This is a genomic window from Nocardia testacea NBRC 100365 (assembly GCF_000308775.1).
Lineage (GTDB): Bacteria > Actinomycetota > Actinomycetes > Mycobacteriales > Mycobacteriaceae > Nocardia > Nocardia testacea.
The window spans coordinates 1-21,409 of record NZ_BAGJ01000009.1 but is presented as its reverse complement, the minus strand read 5'-3'; the positions used below and the strand labels follow the sequence as shown (position 1 = coordinate 21,409).

17 protein-coding genes, 1 tRNA gene and 1 pseudogene are annotated in these 21,409 nt (G+C 68.1%); 10 read left to right on the top strand and 9 right to left on the bottom strand.

What is annotated here, in order from left to right; translation table 11 throughout:
* Positions 1 to 1,554 (top strand): penicillin-binding transpeptidase domain-containing protein (locus ON38_RS01310; protein ID WP_039821673.1); only part of this gene is annotated, 1,554 nt, incomplete at its 5' end.
* Between the two features lie 22 nt (positions 1,555 to 1,576).
* Here ON38_RS01310 and ON38_RS01305 read toward each other — a convergent pair.
* Positions 1,577 to 2,041, bottom strand: a complete 465-nt coding sequence (locus ON38_RS01305) for a GatB/YqeY domain-containing protein (RefSeq protein ID WP_030524219.1) — start codon at positions 2,039 to 2,041, stop codon at positions 1,577 to 1,579.
* A gap of 203 nt (positions 2,042 to 2,244) precedes the next feature.
* Here ON38_RS01305 and ON38_RS01300 point away from each other — a divergent pair, with 203 nt between their 5' ends.
* Both ON38_RS01300 and ON38_RS01295 read left to right on the top strand, forming a co-directional pair.
* Positions 2,245 to 3,207, top strand: a complete 963-nt coding sequence (locus ON38_RS01300; RefSeq protein WP_039821672.1) for a metallophosphoesterase — start codon at positions 2,245 to 2,247, stop codon at positions 3,205 to 3,207.
* Between the two features lie 84 nt (positions 3,208 to 3,291).
* Positions 3,292 to 3,365 (top strand) — tRNA-Pro (locus ON38_RS01295).
* A 75-nt stretch (positions 3,366 to 3,440) separates the two neighbouring features.
* Here ON38_RS01295 and ON38_RS01290 read toward each other — a convergent pair.
* Both ON38_RS01290 and ON38_RS01285 read right to left on the bottom strand, forming a co-directional pair.
* Positions 3,441 to 4,388, bottom strand: coding sequence for an NADP-dependent oxidoreductase (locus ON38_RS01290; RefSeq protein ID WP_039821671.1), 948 nt, complete (start codon positions 4,386 to 4,388; stop codon positions 3,441 to 3,443).
* Positions 4,389 to 4,597: 209 nt separating this feature from the next.
* A complete protein-coding gene (locus ON38_RS01285; protein WP_039821669.1) occupies positions 4,598 to 5,179 on the bottom strand; it encodes a TetR/AcrR family transcriptional regulator in 582 nt (193 codons plus the stop codon).
* A 105-nt stretch (positions 5,180 to 5,284) separates the two neighbouring features.
* Here ON38_RS01285 and ON38_RS01280 point away from each other — a divergent pair, with 105 nt between their 5' ends.
* Positions 5,285 to 6,562: an FAD-dependent monooxygenase gene (locus ON38_RS01280; protein WP_051164250.1), complete on the top strand. Its 1,278-nt coding sequence runs from the start codon at positions 5,285 to 5,287 to the stop codon at positions 6,560 to 6,562.
* Between the two features lie 1,326 nt (positions 6,563 to 7,888).
* Complete coding sequence (locus ON38_RS01275) at positions 7,889 to 9,247, top strand: serine hydrolase domain-containing protein (protein ID WP_039821677.1); 1,359 nt, start codon at positions 7,889 to 7,891, stop codon at positions 9,245 to 9,247.
* Positions 9,248 to 9,268: 21 nt separating this feature from the next.
* Here the strand turns inward: ON38_RS01275 and ON38_RS01270 are convergent, their stop codons facing one another.
* The 3 genes from ON38_RS01270 to ON38_RS01260 form a co-directional block, all read right to left on the bottom strand.
* On the bottom strand, positions 9,269 to 10,303 hold the full coding sequence (locus ON38_RS01270; protein WP_039821667.1) for an aspartate-semialdehyde dehydrogenase: 1,035 nt from the start codon (positions 10,301 to 10,303) through the stop codon (positions 9,269 to 9,271).
* A gap of 153 nt (positions 10,304 to 10,456) precedes the next feature.
* Positions 10,457 to 11,722 (bottom strand): aspartate kinase, encoded by a 1,266-nt coding sequence (locus ON38_RS01265; protein ID WP_039821666.1) that lies wholly within the window; start codon positions 11,720 to 11,722, stop codon positions 10,457 to 10,459.
* A 179-nt stretch (positions 11,723 to 11,901) separates the two neighbouring features.
* The gene (locus ON38_RS01260; RefSeq protein ID WP_039821664.1) at positions 11,902 to 12,486 is read right to left on the bottom strand and encodes a dihydrofolate reductase family protein; all 585 of its coding nucleotides are present in this window, start codon (positions 12,484 to 12,486) and stop codon (positions 11,902 to 11,904) included.
* Positions 12,487 to 12,739: 253 nt separating this feature from the next.
* On the opposite strand from ON38_RS01260, the gene ON38_RS01255 reads away from it, so the two are divergent.
* The 3 genes from ON38_RS01255 to ON38_RS01245 all read left to right on the top strand — a co-directional run bounded on the left by ON38_RS01255 (position 12,740) and on the right by ON38_RS01245 (position 14,841).
* The gene (locus tag ON38_RS01255) at positions 12,740 to 12,925 is read left to right on the top strand and encodes a DUF1918 domain-containing protein (RefSeq protein WP_030524229.1); all 186 of its coding nucleotides are present in this window, start codon (positions 12,740 to 12,742) and stop codon (positions 12,923 to 12,925) included.
* Between the two features lie 174 nt (positions 12,926 to 13,099).
* Positions 13,100 to 13,558, top strand: coding sequence for an SRPBCC family protein (locus ON38_RS01250; protein ID WP_039821663.1), 459 nt, complete (start codon positions 13,100 to 13,102; stop codon positions 13,556 to 13,558).
* Positions 13,559 to 13,629: 71 nt separating this feature from the next.
* Entirely contained in the window at positions 13,630 to 14,841 is a 1,212-nt protein-coding gene (locus ON38_RS01245) for a low temperature requirement protein A (protein WP_039821662.1), read from the top strand.
* On the opposite strand, the gene ON38_RS01240 is transcribed toward ON38_RS01245, so the two are convergent.
* From ON38_RS01240 to ON38_RS01230, 3 genes are all read right to left on the bottom strand, one after another.
* The gene (locus tag ON38_RS01240) at positions 14,822 to 15,679 is read right to left on the bottom strand and encodes an ion transporter (protein ID WP_039821661.1); all 858 of its coding nucleotides are present in this window, start codon (positions 15,677 to 15,679) and stop codon (positions 14,822 to 14,824) included. The genes ON38_RS01245 and ON38_RS01240 overlap by 20 nt on opposite strands.
* A 180-nt stretch (positions 15,680 to 15,859) precedes the next feature.
* Positions 15,860 to 17,494, bottom strand: a complete 1,635-nt coding sequence (locus ON38_RS01235) for a GMC oxidoreductase (protein WP_039821660.1) — start codon at positions 17,492 to 17,494, stop codon at positions 15,860 to 15,862.
* A 100-nt stretch (positions 17,495 to 17,594) separates the two neighbouring features.
* The gene (locus ON38_RS01230) at positions 17,595 to 18,359 is read right to left on the bottom strand and encodes a sulfite exporter TauE/SafE family protein (RefSeq protein ID WP_039821675.1); all 765 of its coding nucleotides are present in this window, start codon (positions 18,357 to 18,359) and stop codon (positions 17,595 to 17,597) included.
* 490 nt (positions 18,360 to 18,849) lie between these two features.
* Between ON38_RS01230 and leuA the strand changes: the two genes are divergently transcribed.
* The gene (gene leuA, locus ON38_RS01225) at positions 18,850 to 20,652 is read left to right on the top strand and encodes a 2-isopropylmalate synthase (protein ID WP_039821659.1); all 1,803 of its coding nucleotides are present in this window, start codon (positions 18,850 to 18,852) and stop codon (positions 20,650 to 20,652) included.
* A gap of 159 nt (positions 20,653 to 20,811) precedes the next feature.
* A pseudogene (locus ON38_RS01220) lies at positions 20,812 to 21,409 on the top strand (hypothetical protein); the annotation flags it as partial.

Genomic DNA, 21,409 nt, shown 5'->3' with positions numbered 1-21,409 from the left:
GGCCTGCCCCGGGGTTGTATCGCCGCGGGCGATCGCGGGTTCTTCTGCGACTACGCCCTGCAGTACCTGGCCGATGCCGGCCTCAGCAAGGAACAGATCGAAAAGGGCGGCTACCTGATCCGCACCACCCTGGACCCCGCCGTCCAGGACTCGGTGAAGCGTTCGGTCAACGCGAACGCCGACCCTCATCTGGAGAACATCGCCTCGCTCATGTCGCTGATCGGGCCCGGCAAGGACAAACATCCACTGCTGGCGATGGCGAGCAGCCGCACCTACGGCCTGAACCGGGACGCGCACGAGACCCTGCTCGGCCAGCCGTACTCGATGGTCGGTGACGGCGCGGGTTCGGTGTTCAAGCTCTTCACCACCGCCGCGGCGATGGAGAAGGGGATGGGCACCAACGCCCAGCTCGATGTGCCGTCCCGGTTCGATGCCCGCGGCATGGGTAACGGCGGCGCCCCCGGTTGCCCACCCGAGACCTACTGCGTCGAGAACGCGGGCAATTACCGGTCACCGATGTCGGTGACCGAAGCGCTGGCCACCTCACCGAACACGGCCTTCGTGAAACTCATCCAGGCCGTCGGCGTCACCCCGACCGTCGATATGGCCGTCCGGCTGGGCCTGCGCTCCTACACCGAGCCCGGCACCTCCGGCCACGACGACAACCAGAGCCTCGCCGATATGATCAAGGGCCAGAACCTCGGCTCGTTCACCCTGGGCCCGCTGGCGGTGAACCCGCTGGAACTGTCCAATGTCGCCGCGACTCTGGCCTCCGGCGGAACCTGGTGCCCGCCCTCCCCGATCGCGGAAGTGATCGACCGCTACGGCAAACCCGTTCCGCTCACCGAACAGGCGTGTGAACAGGTGGTCGAACCGGGTCTGGCGAATACGCTCGCCAACGCCATGGGCAAGGACTCCGCCGGTGGCGGTACCGCCTCGGCGGCCGCCGGAAGCACCGGCTGGAACCTGCCCGTCTCAGCCAAGACCGGTACCACCGAAAGCCACCGGTCCTCGGCCTTCCTGGGCTTCACCAATTCCCTCGCGGGCGCTGTCTACGTCTACGGCGACAGCCCCACCCCCGGTGAGATCTGCTCCTTCCCGCTGCGCAACTGCCCGGCCAGCGACGCCAACGGCCTGTTCGGCGGTAACGAGCCCGCGCGTACCTGGTTCGGCGCCGTCAAGCCCGTGGTGGGCAATTTCCCGCCCCCGGCACTGCCGCCGGTCGACGAGAAATACGTCCGCGGCGCGGAGAACGCACAGGTGCCCGATGTGGTCGGGATGACCGCCGGCGAAGCGACCGGAGCCCTGACCGGCGCCGGTTTCAAGGTCACCTCGGTGACCTCGCCGGGTTCGGCGCCCAAGGGCACGGTCACCGGATCGACGCCCAACGGGTCGGCGATCCCCGGGTCACAGGTGACGATCTACGTCAGCGACGGCACCGTCCGCGAACCACCGCCGCCGGGCCGGCCGGCCGCGACCACCCCGAACGCTCCCGGGTTGCCGCTGCCGCCGTTCCTGCCGCCGATCCCCATCCCGGTGCCCATCCCACGCTGACCCAGGCGGTGCGGGCGCGGCCCTACAGCCGCGCCTTCACCGCCGCCGAGATCCGGGAGCCGTCGGCCTTCCCGGCGGCCAGGCCGGAAGCCACCTTCATGACCTGGCCCATCTGCCGCATCCCGGGCCGCTCACCGAGTTCCTCGGCGACCTGGGCGATCGCGGTATCGGCCAGGTCGGCGACCTCGGCGTCGGTCAACTGGGTGGGCAGGTACTCGTCGATGATCCGCGCCTCGGCGTGTTCGTTGGCCGCCAGCTCGCCGCGGCCCGCCTGGGTGTAGATCTCGGCCGATTCGTTGCGTTTCTTCGACTCCTTGGTGAGCACCGCGACCACCTCGGCGTCGGACAGTTCGCGGGCTTCCTTCCCGGCGACCTCGCTCGTCTGGATGGCGGCCAGCAGCATCCGCAGGGTGTTCAGCCGCAGCGAATCCTTCGCCTTCATCGCGGCGGTCATATCGGCGCGCAGCCTCGATTTCAGTTCCGACATGGGCAGAACGGTAGCCGCTGCACCCCGCCACGCCCACCGGATTACCCGCTGAACCGGGCGTGTTCGCTGCCGCGCCGATCGGTCGTTTCCCGAGGTTACGGGCGTATCCCCGGCCGCCGCGGCGTGTCATCTGCCCGCCACACGGCCGAAACTGTGGCTCAACACGCTGCGCGCCCGGCGACCTGGTCACCTATGCTGGGCAAATGCCCGTGATCTCGACGTCGGTCCTTCGCCGAACCGTATTCGGCGCCGCCGGAGCCGCGGCGGCCGGAGTCGGCTATGCCTCATTGATCGAACGCAATGCCTTTGTTCTGCGTGAAGCCACGATGCCGGTGTTGCGGCCGGGCTCGGCGCCACTGCGGGTATTGCACATCAGCGATCTGCACATGACGCCCGGGCAGAAGCTCAAACAGCAGTGGTTGCGCGAACTCGACCGGCTCGAACCCGACCTGGTGATCAACACCGGCGACAACCTGTCACATCAGAAGGCCGTGCCCGCGGTGGTCCAGTCGCTGGGCGGGCTGCTGTCGCGGCCGGGCCTGTTCGTGTTCGGCAGCAACGACTACTTCGCGCCGGTTCCCAAGAACCCGCTGAAGTATTTCGACAAGAACCACAAGCGGGTGCACGGCGCCCCGCTGCCCTGGAAGGATCTGCGCGCGGCGTTCACCGAGCGCGGCTGGCTGGACCTGACGCACACCCGCCGCGATATCGAGGTCGGCGGGATCCGCATCGCCAGCGCCGGCGTCGACGATCCGCACCTGCAGCGCGACCGCTACGACACCATCGCCGGCGCCCCGAACCCGCTCGCCGATCTCCGCATCGGTCTGACCCACTCGCCGGAGCCGCGGGTCCTGGACCGATTCGCCGACGACGGCTACGACCTGATCCTGGCCGGGCACACCCACGGCGGTCAGCTCTGCCTGCCCGGGTACGGCGCCCTGGTCACCAACTGCGATATCGACCGGTCGCGGGTCAAGGGCCCGTCCAAATGGGGTGCGCACACCCGGCTGCACGTCTCGGCCGGTATCGGCACCTCCCCCTGGGCGCCGTACCGCTTCTGCTGCCGGCCCGAGGCCACCCTGCTCACCCTCGTCGCGGTGCCGCCCAAACACCCTGCCGCCGATTCCGGCCATGGGATGTCGACCTCGCAGGCAGTGGCCCGATAATCCGGGACTACCGGAAAATAGGCCCTGAACAGTCGGTTTCTTTTCCGGACCGGACCTGATGTAAGCTATCGCAGGTCCGCTTCACGGGGTGTGGCGCAGCTTGGTAGCGCGCTTCGTTCGGGACGAAGAGGTCGTGGGTTCAAATCCCGCCACCCCGACTCGTGTTGGTCGAGACACGACTAGGCCCCTGACCGATGGTCAGGGGCCTTTTTCGTATCCGGAGTCGCCGAGCTTCAGAATTCGAGGACGATCCGTCCCCGCACCCCACCGCGTTCGAGTCGGCGATGGGCATCGCCGGCCTGCTCGGCCGGCAGCAGGTCCGCCACCCGCAGGGACAGTGCGTCCGAGGCCGCCAGTTCGGAGAGGCGATCGAGCCTGTCCTTCTCCCGGATATCGCTTCCGACCATGATCTCGTGCACGGTCAGGCCGGGACGGGGTGCGACTGCGCCGTTCAGCCGTTCGGGCCGCAAGGCGGCGTAGGCTCCGCCGGATCGGACCACCGGGGTGATGCGGTCGCGCAGGAGGGCGCCGTCGACGACTCCGTCCACCCCGCCGGGGAAATGGGCCCGGACCTGCGCGACGGTCTCGGCACCGCGGTCGACGATCAGATCCGCACCGAGGGCCCGCACGAGGTCGCGGTCGGCGGGAGCGGCATCGGCGATCACCTGTAGCCCGGCATGCTTGGCCAACTCGATCGCGTAGCCGCCGACCGCACCGGCCGCACCGGTCACCAGCAGCGACGCCCCCGGCTCCAGAGCCAGACGGTCGAGGGCCTGCCAGGCCGTGAGACCGTTCATCGGCAGGGTGGCGGCGGATGCGAAGTCCCGGCCCGCCGGGAGCGCGGCCACCGATTCCGCCGGGACGACGATCTTCTCGGCGTACGCACCCCCGCCGTCGAGCACCGGCAGTGTGATCGCGACGACCTCGTCGCCGGGACGCCATCCGGTGTCCGGGTCGGCCTCGTCCACGGTTCCCGCCGCGTCCCAGCCGGGGATGTAGGGCGGTGCGACTCCGGCGTACCGGTCGTGCACCAGCCCGCTCCGGGTCACCGTGTCCGAGGGGTTCACGGCCGCGGCCCGCACCCGGATCCGTACCTGCCCGGGGCCGACGGCCGGTTCGGGAAGTTCGAATGCGCGTAGCACCTCCGGACCCCCGGGCTCGTCGAAACCGATGACCCGCATAGTTTCCCACCTTCCGGTTCGATAGCTATCGAACCGAGCCAACAGGGAAATCACCGGCCATATTCCGCGCCGGGTGCGCGGCCGGCCCATGAGGTAGATCCGCTACCGCAGCCCAGCGCTCCTTGCCGCACCGAGACCCGGCCTCATTCGCCGACACCCGCGGGTGACAACACCTGCGAGAACCGCCGCGAACCCGGCCATTCCACCTCCTACGCCGGGCGCTCGTCCGAGGTCAGGGCGCTGAGGGCCTCGCCCAGCCGCGCCCCGCTGGGCACTTCGGCGTCCGGACTGCTCATCCATTGCATCACCAAGCCGTTGAGGATGATGAAGTACAACTCGGCGACGGCCCGCGCCCGGGAACCGTCGAGGCCGGGGTAGGACTCGGCGACCAAATCCGCGATCTCGGAGACCGCGATCTCGTGCATCTCCCCCATCCGCGGCTGTTCGCTCGGGGTCCGGTAGATGCGGACCACGTTTTCCATACTCGCCACCAGCACATCCCGGTTGCGGTCGAACAACTCGCTGATACCGTCCCAGACCTGCGGAAACGCCGCTCCAGCCGGCTGGCCGGCAGTCGCTCTGATCCGCCGTTCGAGATCATCACCGATCACCCGGCCCGTCTCGTCGGTGAAGGCCTCGGTGAGCAGGCGATCCTTCGAACCGAAGTGGTAGCCGATGGCAGCCAGGCTGACCCCCGCGGTGGTGGCGATGTCCCGAGCCGTGGTGGCCGCGAACCCGCGCTCGTAGATGCAGGTGCGCGCGGCTGCGAGTAGGTCCTCCTTGTTTCCCATGCTCCCACTCTAACCATGTATTAGACATTTGTTCTAGACACTTGTGCTACATCTGTGTTAGACATACGTCTAAGACATTCGATCAAGCTTTGAGCGAGGAAACCGATGACCACACAGACCACCCCGGCCACACCCCGCGTACTCGTCTCCGGCGGCGGCATCGCCGGTAACGCGGTCGCCCTGCAACTGCTGCGCGCCGGGATCCGGCCCACGGTGATCGAACGCGCGGCCACGCCGCGGCCGGGCGGTCAGGCCGTCGACCTGCGCGGACCCAGTCGGATCGTGGCGGAGCGGATGGGCCTGATGCCGGGCATCCGCCGGTACCAGCTCGACGAACGCGGCATGGTGTACGTGGACTCCACCGGTCGCGAGGCCGCCCGGATGCCGGCCGACCTCTTCGACGGCAAGGGGGCGGTGGCCGAAATCGAGATCACTCGTGGCGATCTGAACCAGGTCCTGCTGGACGCCGTCGCCGCGGAAGCCGCGCGATCCGGCGCGCCCGGTGTCGACTACCGGTACGGCGAACGGATCCACGCCCTGCGCGAGCACGCCGACGGCGTCTCGGTGGAGTTCGCCTCCGGCGCCACCGAGGAATTCGACCTGGTCGTCGGCGCCGACGGCCTGCACTCGACCACCCGGCGGCTGGCCTTCGGGCCGGAAGAGCAGTACAGCACCTACCTCGGCGGATACACCTCGTACTTCACCATGCCGACGCCGGCGGGGGTCCGTCCGCACTGGATGACGGTGCAACTGTTGCCCGGGGGCACCTTCGTCGCCTTCCGGCCGGACGCCGACCCGGCGACCACCAAGGCGATGATCACCGTCCGGCGCCCCGCCGACCCGGCGTTGCGACGCGATACGGCGGCGCAGAAGCGGCTGCTGCGCGAGGGGCTGGCGGTCGGCGGCTGGCTGGTCCCCGAAGTCGACGCGGCCATGGACGGGGCCGAGGACTTCTACTTCGACGAACTCGCGCGTATCACGATGCCGCGCTGGACGACCGAGCGGATCGCGCTGGTCGGGGATGCCGGCTACTGCGGGTCACCGCTGAGCGGGCAGGGTACGGCCATGGCTCTCGTCGGCGCCTACATACTGGTCGGCGAGATCCTGCGTACCCCCGACCGGCCCGCCGCCGCACTGGCCCGGTACAACGAGACGCTGCGCCCGTTCGTGGCCGCCGCGCAGCAGCTGCCGCCCGGCGGTGTCGCGGCCATGACCCCGCGCACCCGAGCCGGGATCCGGGCCTCCTTGGCCCTGGTCCGGTTCACCACCTCCCGGATCATGCAGCCGCTGATGACCCGCATGCTGTCCGGCACCGACGACTACACGCTGCCCGATTACTCCACCGAACTCACCACGGCGGAACAGGGAACTCTGCCGCGGTAATCGGGTGGACGCCGACGGGGACTCCACCGTGAGTCCCCGGTCCGAAGAACCCGGATGCGCCGACGGCCGCCCGACCAGGAGACCTACCTACTGTCGTCTCCACGTTCGCCCGAGCGCGACACCATCGCCGAATCCCGAACGGTTACCTTTCGCTGACAGCGGATCGGATCGGCCACATTCGTACCGTTTCCGACTCCGCTGCCGAGCATCCGGAAGAGCCGAACTATCGCTCGATGGCCGTCCGATCCGGTCACCCCGCGAGACCGGACCGGACAGGCGCTGCCGCCGGCCTGTGGGCCGGTCTGCCACCCCGCGGGACAGACCGACCCACCCACCCGCGGTCCCCGGCTCCCCACCGGTTCCCGCGGCACCCCTGCGAGGGGTTCCGGTTCCTCCCCGGGTCCGAAACCACCTCGCCCCTCCCCGACGGATCCCTCCCCCGGATCCGCCCATCCCCCACCGGGCACTTTCCGGTTCCTCCCAGGCACCGGTCCGTACCCACCCCCCGGCGACGTATCGGCCACCACAGCAGCCGGCTACGCCGAGTTCGGTGCGACCGTCCTCGGTCAGGCAGCCGGTCGCCGACAGGTCGGCGCCCATCTCGCCCGGTTCGATGCCACTCGCGCGGTCTTTCTCCGGGTCGCCGAACAGACCGGCTCGCGCGGCACAGATGCCGGCGACGCGGTACCGGAACCAGCGGTATCTTCCGTACCGACAGCGCGCCGGGGCACAGTCGGCGAGTGCGTCGATATCGACGGCGAACTCCCCGCCGCGGTGGACCGGCCGGCCGGAGCGGCGCCCGGCTCACCTTCGATCGCCGCGACGGGCTCGGCAGCCGGCACCACGGCGGCGGTGGCGCCGCCCGGAGCGGGCGTGGTGGTCAGCTTCCTGATCATTGCGGTTCCTCTTCGCGGTGTCCTCGTTACCGGTTGTCCCGGCCTCGGCACCAACAATGCGGCCCCGCGCTTGGCAGGCACTTAACGTGAACTTATAACGCTGCGACCACGATCCGTCACAGTGCAGACAAGGTCGGGCCACAGCCGGGGGACCCGCTCCGAGATCGGTGTATCTCGGGCATCATGGAGATATCCGCTACGACAACGAGTGGGAGTGTGATGGACACGTTGGTGTTATGGGCCCTGGCCTGTGCGGTCTACTGGTTCGGTCTCCTCTAGCCGGGCCCCGCGCCGACAACCCGCCGGCACCGCGCGATTCGTGCCGGTAGTTCGCCCCTGAGCCGATCTTCCGATCGGGCAGGGGCGTCGTGCTGTCCGGGGCGCGCGAGATGACCGGCCCATCGAGCGAACGCCCATTATGGTGATCCGCATGGTGCGTTTCGGTGGGCTCCTGGCGGGGGTCACAGCGGTGACACTGATGGCGGGACAGCTCTTCACGGCGCAGGCGCAGGCGGTACCGGAAACCGACGGCACGACCACCCGGTGCGAGGTGTCCTCCGACCGGGAGCCGGCCCGGGCGGCACCGGAACAGGTGGGACTGGACGCGGCCCGGCTCACCGACGCACTGGCCTTCGCGGCGGCCCGCAATCGCTTGAACATCCAGGTCTTCCGGCACAACTGCCTGGTCGGCGAGGGCCCGGGAAACGAGCGCACCGGTAACACCCCGTGGAACGTCTGGAGTGTGACCAAAAGTGTCGTCTCGCTGCTCACCGGAATCGCGGCCGGAGACGGCCGTATCGATATCGGGGCCCCGATCGGCCGGTACCTGCCGCCGGGGCTCGGGGACGCGCGGCGCCGGGCGATCACAGTCGAGAATCTGCTCACCGAGACCTCGGGTATGCGCACCGGTGTGGTCACCGAAGGGCTTACCGGCGCGGTGCCCCTCGACCCCAACAGCGCGGTACAGGCACTGGGTGTCCCGCTGGACCACGAACCCGGCACCGTCTTCACCTACAGCCAGCGCACCGTCGATCTACTGGCTTATGTGCTGGAACTCGCCGTCGGTGAACCGCTACAGGACTTCGCGCAGCGGGAACTGTTCGCGCCGCTGGGGATCGAACGCGGCGACTGGTACTGGGCGCGGGACCGGTCCGGCCACACCTACGGGTACGCGCATCTGCTGATCCCGCCGAACGATCTGGCCAAACTCGGACTGCTGGTCGCGGGCCACGGCAACTGGAACGGCCGCCAGATCGTGCCCGCCGCGTATCTGTCCCGCGCGACCGGCCCGACAACGACCAACTCCTGCTACGGATACCTGTTCTGGACCGGTCCGGACTGCGCCGAGAACCCGGCGTTCCTACCGCCCGACAGCTACGCCATGGCCGGAATGGGCCTGCAGAACGTCTTCGTGATCCCGCGCCTGGACCTGGTCGTCGTGTGGACCGGGGTGTTCGGGAATATGAGCGCCTACGGCCCGGCCGGCATCATCGCGCACACCGGCGAACTGCCGCACGAGTTCTTCCGGCGACTCATGGCCGCCTTCCACGAACCCCCGATCCCCGACCCCGGCCCGTATGTGGAACCGCCGCTGCGCACCGACCCGAACTCCTATATCGATACCGATATCCTGCTCGCGGTCTTCGGCATCGGAAGTTCGGCGTACCCGGGCTGCGATGTGTTCGCCTGCCTGGGTGAACCGCTCGCGGCGCCGTTCAGCGACGCGCCGCCCGGCTGTGTCCTGCTGGTGTGCCTCGGAAACGATCCGCGCACTCCCGGAATCCACTGAGCCGGGCGGCGTCCTACGCCGTCAGCGATCGGCGAGCAGAACCTCGGCGATCTGGATGGTGTTGAGTGCCGCGCCCTTGCGCAGGTTGTCGCCGGAGATGAACAGCGCCAGTCCACGCCCATCCGGGACGCCCGGATCCTGCCGGATCCGGCCGACCAGCGACTCGTCCTTACCGGCGGCCGCCAGCGGCGTCGGGACGTCGACCAACTCCACCCCGGGGGCCTTGGCCAGGATCTCCTGAGCGCGCTGCACCGACAGCGGATCGGCGAATTCGGCGTTCACCGACAGCGAGTGCCCGGTGAACACCGGCACCCGGACACAGGTCCCGCTCACCAGCAGATCCGGCAGGCCCAGGATCTTGCGGCTCTCGTTGCGCAGCTTCTGATCCTCGTCGGTCTCCCCGGAACCGTCGTCCACCAGCGAACCCGCCAGCGCCAGCACATTGAACGCGATAGGCGCGACGTACTTGTTCGGGGCCGGGAAATCCACCGCGCTGCCATCGTGGGTCAGCTTCTCGGCGTCGTCGATGACCGCGCGGGTCTGCGAGGCGAGCTCCTCGACCCCGGCCAGACCGCTACCCGATACCGCCTGATAGCTGGACACGATGAGGCGCTGCAACCCGGCCGCGTCGTGCAGCGGTTTGAGTACCGGCATCGCGGCCATGGTGGTGCAGTTGGGGTTGGCGATGATGCCCTTGACCGGATTGCGGGTCTGTTCCGGGTTGACCTCGCTGACCACCAGCGGGACCTCGGGGTCCTTACGCCAGGCCGACGAGTTGTCGATCACGGTGACCCCCGCGGCGGCGAACCGCGGCGCCTGTACCCGCGACATGGTGGCGCCGGCGGAGAACAGCGCGATATCCAGGCCCGAGGGGTCGGCGGTCTCGGTGTCCTCCACCACGATCTCCCCGCCGCGCCACGGCAGCTTCTTACCGGCCGAACGCGCCGAGGCGAAGAAGCGCACCTCGTCGGCGGGGAAATCGCGTTCCTCGAGCAATCTGCGCATCACGGCACCGACCTGACCGGTCGCGCCGACCACACCTACCCGCACACCCATGGCTCTATCCTCTCGACTCGATCGGGAGCGCTACGTGGTTACGCTGCGCTACCGCCTCCGCGCCTGACCCGATCAAGTCAGCGTCCATCGACATGATCGGGGAGCGCTACGTGGTTACGCTGCGCTACCGCCTCCGCGCCTGACCCGATCAAGTCAGCGCCCCGTTCCGGCGTGAACGACGGCGACCTCGTCGCCGCCGAGATCGAACGCGCGATGCAGCACCTGCACGGCATCGTCGAGTTCGGTGTCCTTGACCAGTACCGAGATGCGGATCTCGGAGGTGGAGATGAGGTCGATATTGATACCGGCCTCGGCCAGCGCCTCACAGAAGGTGGCGGTGACCCCGGGATGACTCTTCATACCGGCGCCGACCAGCGACACCTTGCCGATGTGGTCGTCGTAGAGAACCTGGGAGAAGCCGATCTCGCTCTGGTATTTGCTCAGCATCTCCACCGCCCGGACACCGTCGGTCTTGGGGAGGGTGAAGGTGATGTCGGTCTTACCGGTCTCCACCTTGGAGATGTTCTGCAGGACCATATCGATGTTGATCTCGGCTTCGGCCACGTAACGGAACACCTTGGCGGCGTATCCGGGTTCGTCCGGCAGCCCGACCACGGTCACCTTGGCCTCGCTGCGGTCGTGCGCGACGCCCGTCAGGATTGCTTGTTCCAAGGGAATGTCCTCCATCGATCCGTATACGTAGGTGCCCTGCTTGTCGGTATAGGACGAACGCACATGCACGGGCACGTTGTAGCGGCGCGCGTATTCGACGCAGCGCAGCATGAGTACCTTCGACCCGCAGGCCGCCATCTCGAGCATTTCCTCATAGGAGACCTGCTCGAGCTTCTGCGCATCACTCACGATGCGCGGATCGGCGGTGAAGACTCCGTCCACGTCGGTGTAGATCTCACAGACGTCGGCTTCCAGCGCGGCGGCCAGCGCGACCGCGGTGGTGTCTGAACCACCACGCCCCAGCGTGGTGACGTCCTTGCTGTCCTGGCTGACGCCCTGGAAACCCGCGACCAGGACGATGGTGCCCTCGTCCAGGGCTTCGCGCAGACGGCCCGGCGTCACATCGATGATCTTGGCCTTACCGTGCACCGACGTGGTGATGACACCGGCCTGGGAGCCGGTGAACGACCGCGCCTCGGCGCCGAGACTGTGAATGGCCATGGCCACCAGGGCGTTGGAGATGCGTTCACCCGAGGTGAGCAGCATGTCCATCTCCCGGGCCGGGGGCGCGGGAGAAACCTGCTCGGCCAGGTCGAGCAGTTCATCGGTGGTATCGCCCATGGCTGAGCACACCACGACCACGTCGTGGCCCTGCTTCTTCGTCTCGACGATCCGTTCGGCGACGCGACGGATCCGGTCGGCAGAGGCTACCGAGGATCCTCCGTACTTCTGGACAACGAGTGCCACGAGGGGTCCTCCAATGTCAGCGAACAGGCGATCAGTGCAATAGCGTACCGATGCCGGCCACGCTGTTCCGGGAGTATCCGGCCCGGCTGTGGAATAACACACAGCCGTGTGACGTCACGTTTACCTGCGCGCGGACCCGCCGCACGCGCGGACGGGCCGCGCGAGCGCGCCGGGGCCGGTCATACGCGATCGAACCAGGTCACCTGCGCTCCGTTGCCGAACTCCTGCCGCCGCACGGGCGTGAACCGCGTGGGCCGGAACGCTCCGCCCAGCACGGGCACGCCGGTTCCGGCCAACACGGGATAGCTCTTGAAAACGAGCTGGTCGATCTCCTCGATCAGCGCCCCGGCGAGGGCCCCGCCGCCGCAGAGCCAGATGTCCTTACCCTGTGGCCCTTCCTCCTTCTTGAGCCGCCGCACCAGTTCGACCGGGTCGGTGCGCACCAGCTCGACGGCCGGGTCCTCGATCTCGTCCAGTGTGGTGGAGACGACATACTGCGCCAGGTGGGCGTAGGGGCTGGTGATACCCGCCGCCAGGGCGGGTTCGTAGGTGCCGCGGCCCATCACCAGCGTGTCCCAGTGCCGGTTCGCGACATCGGGTGCGATACCGGCGTGCGGCCGGATATGCGTGGGGACCGATTCGGGGTAGCGCGCATTGATCCACTCGGCCATATCGTCGCCCAGCGGGTAGAAGTCGACCTCTCCCCCGGGACCGGCGATATAACCGTCGAGGGAGACGCCGACGTAGTACACGAGTTTTCGCATTAGTTACCACCCTGTCCGTAGTACTCCAAGCGGAGTAGTTAGAACGTAGTACTACAGTTGGAGTGGTGTCAAGGCGGAATCCCGACCTCGGAATGGGCGCATCCGCCATTGCCACGGGCGTATATCGATCCGACGACCGAACGCGGCCCACCCGATATCCGGCAGCCGACTCGGTCACGAGCCGCCACCGAATGACCGATAGCGACCCCACCGGGGTTGTGATGCCCGACATAGGGCTCGAATAATGGGCTGCATGATGGCAAACGTCGGAGACCGGTTGCACGTGCACGGGCACACCGTCGGCGAAGTCGACCACGAGGGCGAGATCGTGGAGGTTCACGGCCGCGACGGAACGCCGCCGTATCTGGTGCGTTTCGACGACGGACACGAGTCCCTGGTCTTTCCCGGCCCGGACGCGACAGTCGAGCGAACACCCTGACCTGCCCGCGCGCCAGGGACAGCGGACCCCGGTCCGGAACCGGGCCCGCAAACCTTTGCGGCCGGTATGCCCGGCGGCACGATCAGCGCCGCGGCAAACCTGCGTGTTGACGATCACGCGACCCCCGGGGAAGAATCGTGGCCGATTCGTAATAACCGGGGGTGCGAGGGACAGATGCGTACGAAGACCGATATCAGATTCGTTGTCGAGGCCGACCCTGGCCAGGTGATGGACGCGTTGATGGCGGTCGAGATGCTGTCCGAATGGTCGCCCGATTTCGAGGACGCCCGCGTGGCGGGGCGCGACGAGGAGGGGCGTCCGCGCCGGGTCTTCATCCAGGTCTCGGTCTCCAATTCCCCGGATATGCAGGTATGGGAGTTCGACTGGTCGGAGAACCGGATGTCCTGGGAGGTCTCCGACAGCACCCGCGGTATCAGGGGCGGCGGATCTTTCGAGGTCAGCGCGGGCGAAACCGGTAGCGAGGTGCTGCTGCACGTGGAGCAGTACACGCCGCTGCCCGTGCCCGGATTCCTGGGCAAGCGGGCGGTCCGCAAATCCTACGAGGCCCTGGTCGAGAATTTCGTCGCCTACGCCGAGCAGTTCCCCGAATCCGAGACCTACGACCTCGTCTGAGCCCGCCCGACGCGCCCGCGTCGTACCCGCTGTCTCCGCTCGAGCGATCCTCGACCTGCCACGATGGGCCCATGCGAGGTCTCACGCGGCGCGGCCGGATCCAGCCGATGGACGAGAACGCCTCGGTCACCCAGCTGGAACTCTTCTTCGATCTGGTCCTGGTCTTCGCCTTCACGATGGTCACCGATCTGGCGTCCGAGGAGCCCACCGCCGTCAATATGCTGCGGTCACTGCTGGTGCTGGCGGTGCTGTGGTGGGTGTGGATCGACTACGCCTGGCTCGGCAATGTGGTGCGGGCCGACGAGGGAGTCACCCGGGTCGCAATGTTCGTCGCCATGGGCGGCGGTTTCCTGGCCGCCATCACGATCCCCGAAGCATTCGACGATCTATCCGGCGGCTGGTACGGACCACTGGTCTTCGCCATGGCCTACCTGCTGGTCCGGCTGGTCCATCTGGCGATGTTCTGGCTGGCCAGCGCGGCGGACGCGCAGTTGCGGGGACAGGTGCTGCGCTGGGCGCTCGGCTCCATCACCGTGGGCACCACACTCCTGGTGATCGCCGCCGAGACCCACGGCACGGTACAGACCTGTCTGTGGATCGCGGCGATCGGTGGCGACTATCTGTGGACCCATTTCGCGGGCAACAACTGGCGGCTGAGATCCGCCGCGCATTTCGCCGAACGACACGGCCTGATCATCATCGTGGCACTGGGTGAATCCATCGTCGCCATCGGTATCGGCGTCGCCGGGCTGCCCGTCTCCTGGCCGATCGTGGTCGCGGCGATGCTCGGGCTCATGGTGTCGGGGCTGCTGTGGTGGGCCTATTTCGACACCGACGCCCTTCGGGTCGAACACGCCCTGCGCGCGGCCACGGGCGCCCGCCAGATCGAACTCGCCCGGACCTGCTACACGTTCTGGCACTTCCCGATGATCGTCGGCATCATCGCCCTCTCGCTCGGCCTGAAGAAGGTGCTCTCCTATGTCGGCGACGAGAGCGAGCACACGCTCGCCGACGCGCTGACCGGGATACCGCTGGTAGCCCTGTACGGCGGGGTGGCGCTCTACCTGGTCGGGCTGATCGGGTTCGGCCGGTTCGGCACGGGCCGGAGCGGATGGCTACGGCCGGCCACCGTGGTGGTGCTGTGTGTACTCATCCCGCCGGCCGCGAAGCTACCGGCACTCGCGGCGCTGGCGGTGCTGTGCGCGGTACTGACCGTGCTCATCACCTGGGAGACCCTGCGATTCGCGGAGTCCCGCGACCACATCAGACATCCTGCTGGGTGAGGTGCCGGGCCGTGAGGTGATGCGCGGTCGGTCCGTAGGCCGAGGGCGCCACCTTGACTCCGGTCCGCACCGATTCGCGGATCTGGTCCACGTTCTCCCGGATCATGTCCGAGACGAGTTCGTCGGTGCGCGGATCGGCCAGCACCTGGAACAGGATCCGGAACACCGTGTCGGCGACCAGCCGGATGATCTCGTCGTGGAACGGGATGTAGCGGACGCGGCCGGTCTGCGGATCGTTCTTGATCATCTCGACGATCATCTCGTCGAGTTCACTGCGGTTCTCCTCCAGCGCCACCGCGATATTGCGGGTGTAGTGCCCGGTCCGCAGAACCGCGGTGACCTCCTCCATGATCGCGATGGTCATCGGGCGCTTGATGACCTCCACGATCGTGCCCACCGAATGGTTGATCACGGCGGCGGTGACCCGGTCGCCGAACACCCGGTCGGCGACGCGGGCCAGCCGGACCAGGATCACCACGATCCGCAACAACCGGAAGGCCCGGAAGAACGGACTGGCCACCGGGATCATGCCGAGGACCTCGTACCAGTAGACGAACGGGAAGGTCCACGACCAGCCGCCCCGGCGCCAGCGCCACAGGAACTCGATCGCGAAGATCGCACAGATGGCGTAATCGACCCCGACGATGACCCGGTTGGTCTCGGGCGCGACCTCGAAGAAGGTGATCCAGCACACCAGCACGACCGAGACCGCGGCCAGCGCCAGCATGAGGAAATCGGTCCACAGGGCGGGTGGTTTGCGGGGAAAACTCTCGGGTTCAGGGATTTCGGGTGCGTACCCGGGACCGGACTCCGTGGACGACGGTGTTGACACCTGCATTCCCTTCGACGCCGAAAGATCGCCGACCAGTATTACCCGCCGGCCCGCTACCCGGCCCGCTTACAGGGTCGGTAGGCGGCCGGTGCACCACTCGGCAAGACTCGTCCGGCGAGCGGCCGACGCCTTCCGGGATCGCGGTCACCGCCGCCGTTCCCTGGTCACCGCCGCCGTTCCCGGAAGTCAGCGGCCCGCGCGGATGATCGCCTCGATATTGCGTTCGGCCAGGGCGGTGATGGTCAGCGACGGGTTGACGGTGCCGGTACTGCCCGGGATCGCCGCGCCGTCCATGACGTACAGGCCCGGATGCCCGTGTACCCGGCCGTAGGAATCGGTCGCTCTGCCCAGCACCGCGCCGCCGAGCGGATGCGCGGTGAACAGGGCGTTGGCGTCGTACCCCAGGGCGCTGTACTCGGCCAGCGCGCCGGCCCGCTCCGCGATACCCCGGTCCACCGCCCGGGCCGCCGCCATCACCTCGTCCTGGGCCCGGCGCGGCCAGCTCAATCCGACCCCGCCGGAGAGGGGGTTGTAGCCGAACCGCGCGCGGGTCGGATCGAGGACCATGGCCAGTGAGGCCAGGGCGCCCGTTTCGAACGGGATCCCCGGGATGTACCAGTTCTCCAGGGACAGCGCCATACCGCTGTCGTCGAAGATCCGGCTGGCACTGGGCACACCCTGCCCGTTACCCGCAACCGAACTCGCCCCGCGCGCGAGCACCACATCACCGTTGGTGCCCCAGCCGTCGCCGATATGCTCGTTGAGTCGCGGCAGCGTGCCGGTCGCCCGAGCCCGGACCAGCAGTTCGGAGGTGCCCACCGAGCCCGCGCCCAGGAACAGTTTGTCGCAGGTGAGGGTCCTTTTCGCGAGGACCGCGCCGGTGGGGGCGAGATGGGTCACCGTGACCACGAACCGGCCGTCGGCTTCCTGGGCGATCGTATCGACGCGATGGCCGGGGTAGATCTTCGCTTTCCCGGTGGCCTCCGCGTCCTTCAGATAGTTCTGGTTCAGGTCGAATTTGGCGCCGTTGGAGTTGCCGAGGTTGCTGCGTCCGGCGGTCGCCGAGGTCCGCACGGCCCCGGACAGTTCACCGCGCAGTACATCCCAGGTGAAGATCGAGTCGTTGGGCACCGGCCGGTAACCGGCCTTGCGCACCTGGTCGTCCCAGGCGCGGGAATGGGTGAACGGCGCCGACCGGTAGATGTCCTCCGGCATCGGATCCAACCGCAGTTTCGCGCGCACCCGCGGGTAGTACACACGGTCCAGCTCGCCGTAGTCGACCACACCCCCGAATACGTGGTCGAAGAACCGGCGTTCGGGAGCGATCATCGCGCCGGTGAAAACGACCGAACCGCCGCCCACCGCCGCACCGCGCCAGACATCGATGCCGTCGAAACGGGTGCAGTCCAGCACGCCCCCGAAATCGGCGAACTGCATCGGCACCTTGGTCACACCGGTGAAGCTGGTGGTATGCCAGAAACCGCGACCATCGGGCAGATCGTCGCCGGTGAAGATCTCCCGCCACGGGTCGTTGGGCCAGCGCGAACCACGTTCGAGCACCGTGGTGGGGACGCCGGCCTCCGCCAACCGCAGGGCGCTGACCGCCGCACCGAATCCGGAGCCGATCACTATGGCCTCGGTGTGCTCCGGTGGCGCCGGCACCGGAGCGAAGATCTCCGGGACCCACTGCGCGAACAGTTCGTGCCAGATCGGCTCCGCCGCGGCCCGCGGCAGTGCCACCTCCGATCTCGGGACCGCCGACCCCACCGCACCGATAAGAGCAGCCGCCCCCGCGGCCTTGAAAAGGGCACGCCTATCCACCCCAGGACACCTCTCTGGTAACGCAACAGCGCACGGATGGTACCGAGAATCGACGGGTGTGAACAGTCGTGGCGCGGAAGCCGATTCGGCTCCGCAAGAACTAGCCGAAGATCAACCGGATCACCGCGACGCTGCCCACGACCACGATCACCGCACGCAGCACATTCGGCGGCAGCCGCCGTCCGACCTTGGCCCCCACCTGTCCTCCGATGATCGCTCCGGCCGCGATCAGGGCCACGACCGGCCAGTCCACCTCGGCGACCACGATGAAAATGATCGCCGAGAGCCCGTTGGTGAGCAGCGCCAGCACATTCTTCACCGCATTGAGGCGCTGGATGTCCTCGTGGACGAACACGCCGAGCAGCGCGAGCAGCAGCACGCCCTGGGCCGCGCCGAAGTAACCCCCGTAGATACCGGTACCGAAAATGGCGGCCAGCAGAATCGGGCCGCCATGCGGGGGAACATTGTCCGCCTCACCCTGCCGCTGCCGGACCCATGCGGACAGCCGCGGCTGCACCACCACCAGCACCAGGGCCGCGATGATCAGCACCGGGACGATGGCGGCGAACGCGTCGGCGGGCAGCGTGAGCAGCAGGACCGCGCCGACCGCGGCACCCAGCAGGGACGCGGAGCTGTAGCGCAGCACCCGGCTCCACTGCCCGGCCAGTTCCCGGCGGTAGCCGATCGCCCCACTCAGCGAGCCGGGCACGAGTCCGACCGTATTCGACACATTCGCCGTCACCGGCGGCAAACCGATGGCCAGCAGTACCGGGAAGGTGATCAGCGTCCCGGACCCGACGACAGTGTTGATGCCACCCGCGGCGATTCCCGCGCCGAAAACGGCCAGCATCTCCAGCCAAGTCATGCTCGAACCCTCGACCTCTCCGGACCGGCGTCCGGTCACCAGCAAACCTCAGGGGACGCTAGCGGTTGCCCGCCCCGGAGATCACGACGGGGTCCGCGCGAGGCCGCCGTGCGGAATCCGCGCCCGGCGCACTCCGCTGGGCCGGCCGAACCCCGCGCGAGGTCGGCGACGCGCCCGTGGCCGCCGGGCGAAACGGCCGCACCCCGGCCGACGAATAGATTCACGATGATCGCGATACCGCGCTGCGAGCACCCCCGCACCGGCACGGCGACCGGCTCCGGCGGCACGGAAGGCGCCGCATGTGAAGTACCGGCCCTCCGGACCGCCTTGGCAGGTCCGCGACACGAGGAGGTAGACTCGCACGGGTCATGCAGCGGGCACTTCTTCTCAGCCGCCGCGACGGGGTCTGATCGGACCGGCTTCCCGTCGCGGGGTTCCGCCACGCCGGTCGACCCAATCCGGGAAACAATCTCACCCACGGAGAAATCGCATGTCACCCGCTGACGCCTTCGTATCCGGCACGCGCACCATCACCGCGCCCGCCAAGCCCGCGCCCGGCGACCAGCCCGCGTGGAACAAGCAGAAGAACTCGTCTCTGCCCGTCTTCCGCTACCGTCCGTTCGCCGAGGAAGTCGAGCCGGTCACACTGCCGGACCGCACCTGGCCGGACAAGGTGATCGACCGAGCGCCCGCCTGGTGCGCCGTCGATCTGCGCGACGGTAATCAGGCGCTGATCGACCCGATGAGCCCCGCCCGCAAGCGCCGGATGTTCGATCTGCTGGTGCGGATGGGTTACAAGGAGATCGAGGTGGGCTTCCCGTCCGCCAGCCAGACCGATTTCGATTTCGTCCGGGAGATCATCGAGGACGGCGCCATCCCCGACGACGTCACCATCCAGGTGCTCACGCAGTGCCGTCCCGAGCTGATCGAGCGCACCTTCGAGGCGTGTTCCGGCGCCGCGAATGTGATCGTGCACTTCTACAACTCCACCTCCATCCTGCAGCGCCGGGTGGTGTTCCGCGCCGACCGCGACGCTGTGCAGAAGATCGCCACCGACGCCGCGCGACTGTGCCTGGAGACCGAGAAGCGCTACCCGGACACCAACTGGCGTTACGAGTACAGCCCGGAGTCCTACACCGGCACCGAACTGGAGTACGCCAAGCAGGTCTGCGACGCGGTTTCGGAGATCATCGCCCCGACCCCGGACAAGCCGCTGATCATCAACCTGCCCGCCACCGTCGAGATGGCGACGCCCAATGTGTACGCCGATTCCATCGAATGGATGCACCGCAACCTGGCCCGGCGCGATTCGATCGTGCTGTCGCTGCACCCGCACAACGACCGGGGCACCGCCGTCGCGGCCGCGGAGCTGGGTTACCAGGCCGGCGCCGACCGCATCGAGGGCTGCCTGTTCGGTAACGGTGAGCGCACCGGCAACGTCTGCCTGGTGACCCTGGGTATGAACATGTTCTCCCAGGGCGTGGATCCGCAGATCAACTTCTCCGATATCGACGAGATCCGGCGCACGGTGGAGTACTGCAACCAGCTCCCGGTGCACGAGCGCCATCCCTACGGCGGCGATCTGGTCTACACCGCGTTCTCCGGCAGCCATCAGGACGCGATCAACAAGGGTCTGGACGCCATGAAGGCGAGCGCGGACGCGGCCGGCGCCGATGTGGACGACATCTCCTGGGAGGTGCCCTACCTGCCGATCGACCCGAAGGATGTGGGCCGCACCTACGAGGCGGTCATCCGGGTCAATTCGCAGTCCGGCAAGGGCGGCGTGGCCTACATCATGAAGACCGATCACGGGCTGGCCCTGCCGCGCCGGCTGCAGATCGAGTTCTCGCAGGCCATCCAGCAGATCACCGACGGCGAGGGCGGTGAGATCACACCCAAGGAGATGTGGGACGCCTTCGCCGACGAATATCTGACCCCGATCCGGCCGCTGGAGCGGATGCGCCAGAAGGTCACCGCCGCCGAGACCGACGGCGGCACCGACCGCATCACCGCGGTGGTCAAGGTGGACGGGGTCGAGCAGGAGGTGACCGGCAGCGGCAACGGGCCGCTCGCGGCCTTCGTCGACGCCATCGCGGCGGTCGGATACGAGGTGGAGGTGCTCGACTATTCCGAGCATGCGCTGTCCGCCGGCGACGACGCCCAGGCCGCGGCCTATGTGGAATGCGCGATCGGTGACCATGTCGTCTGGGGTGTCGGTATCGCCACCTCCATCACGACCGCTTCGCTGCGTGCCGTGGTCTCGGCCGTGAACCGAGCCGCCCAGAAGCAGTAGCGCGCTCACTGTTCAGGCCGCCGTCACCCGTACCGGTGACGGCGGCCTCAGCGGTGGTAAACCGTCCGGCATGCGAACCTTCGCGTACCTGCTAGCGTTGGTGCCGGACTCCACGCCGCCGAGCTCTCTGCTCGAAAATCCCGAGCAGATGGGGGAACTGTGACTACTGACGAACACGATCCGACTTCCCAGCCCTCGCCCCCGAGTCAACCGGCGGACACCGCCGGGCCCGGCGGCGACTCGGATACCGTGCCGCCCGAGGACTCGGCGCGAAACGAACCGGAGCCGCGCACCGAGCCGGACGATCCCGCCGAGCCGGTGTCCTCCGACGCGCCACCCGCGGAAACCGTTCCCGGGGAAGCCGAATCCGATCCGGTCGCGGGCACCGACACTCCGGAGAAGTCCGCGGAAGCAAGTCTTCCGGGCGATCCGGAAGCCGCCCTCGCCACCGATTCCCAGCCTCCGGCACCCGGTAACAGCAGCGCCGAAGACGGTTTCCCGACGGCGAGCCCGGCCGAACCGGGCACCCCGCCGTGGCCGGACGACAACGGGTTCGCACCCCCACCACCGGCATCGGCCGACGGCGGCAGCCTCTACGGCAACGCCCCGTTCGACCAATTCGCCCCGCCGACGCCCGGCGGGGCTTTCAGTGCGCCTGCCCCGGAACAGTTACCGGGCAGCACACAGTTCCCACAGCCGGACCCGAACGAGTTCCAACCGGCGCACATCGGGCCCGGCGCGGACGCCGCGCAGGCCG

What these genes read in the sequence shown, in the direction of transcription:
- ON38_RS01230 (WP_039821675.1), bottom strand. Translation starts at nt 18,359, where the DNA reads ATGACTTGGCTGGAGATGCTGGCCGTTTTCGGCGCGGGAATCGCCGCG.
- ON38_RS01275 (WP_039821677.1), top strand. Translation starts at nt 7,889, where the DNA reads ATGGTGCGTTTCGGTGGGCTCCTGGCGGGGGTCACAGCGGTGACACTG.
- ON38_RS01255 (WP_030524229.1), top strand. Translation starts at nt 12,740, where the DNA reads ATGATGGCAAACGTCGGAGACCGGTTGCACGTGCACGGGCACACCGTC.
- leuA (WP_039821659.1), top strand. Translation starts at nt 18,850, where the DNA reads ATGTCACCCGCTGACGCCTTCGTATCCGGCACGCGCACCATCACCGCG.
- ON38_RS01285 (WP_039821669.1), bottom strand. Translation starts at nt 5,179, where the DNA reads ATGGGAAACAAGGAGGACCTACTCGCAGCCGCGCGCACCTGCATCTAC.
- ON38_RS01260 (WP_039821664.1), bottom strand. Translation starts at nt 12,486, where the DNA reads ATGCGAAAACTCGTGTACTACGTCGGCGTCTCCCTCGACGGTTATATC.
- ON38_RS01280 (WP_051164250.1), top strand. Translation starts at nt 5,285, where the DNA reads ATGACCACACAGACCACCCCGGCCACACCCCGCGTACTCGTCTCCGGC.
- ON38_RS01270 (WP_039821667.1), bottom strand. Translation starts at nt 10,303, where the DNA reads ATGGGTGTGCGGGTAGGTGTGGTCGGCGCGACCGGTCAGGTCGGTGCC.
- ON38_RS01250 (WP_039821663.1), top strand. Translation starts at nt 13,100, where the DNA reads ATGCGTACGAAGACCGATATCAGATTCGTTGTCGAGGCCGACCCTGGC.
- ON38_RS01300 (WP_039821672.1), top strand. Translation starts at nt 2,245, where the DNA reads ATGCCCGTGATCTCGACGTCGGTCCTTCGCCGAACCGTATTCGGCGCC.
- ON38_RS01305 (WP_030524219.1), bottom strand. Translation starts at nt 2,041, where the DNA reads ATGTCGGAACTGAAATCGAGGCTGCGCGCCGATATGACCGCCGCGATG.
- ON38_RS01290 (WP_039821671.1), bottom strand. Translation starts at nt 4,388, where the DNA reads ATGCGGGTCATCGGTTTCGACGAGCCCGGGGGTCCGGAGGTGCTACGC.
- ON38_RS01240 (WP_039821661.1), bottom strand. Translation starts at nt 15,679, where the DNA reads ATGCAGGTGTCAACACCGTCGTCCACGGAGTCCGGTCCCGGGTACGCA.
- ON38_RS01245 (WP_039821662.1), top strand. Translation starts at nt 13,630, where the DNA reads ATGCGAGGTCTCACGCGGCGCGGCCGGATCCAGCCGATGGACGAGAAC.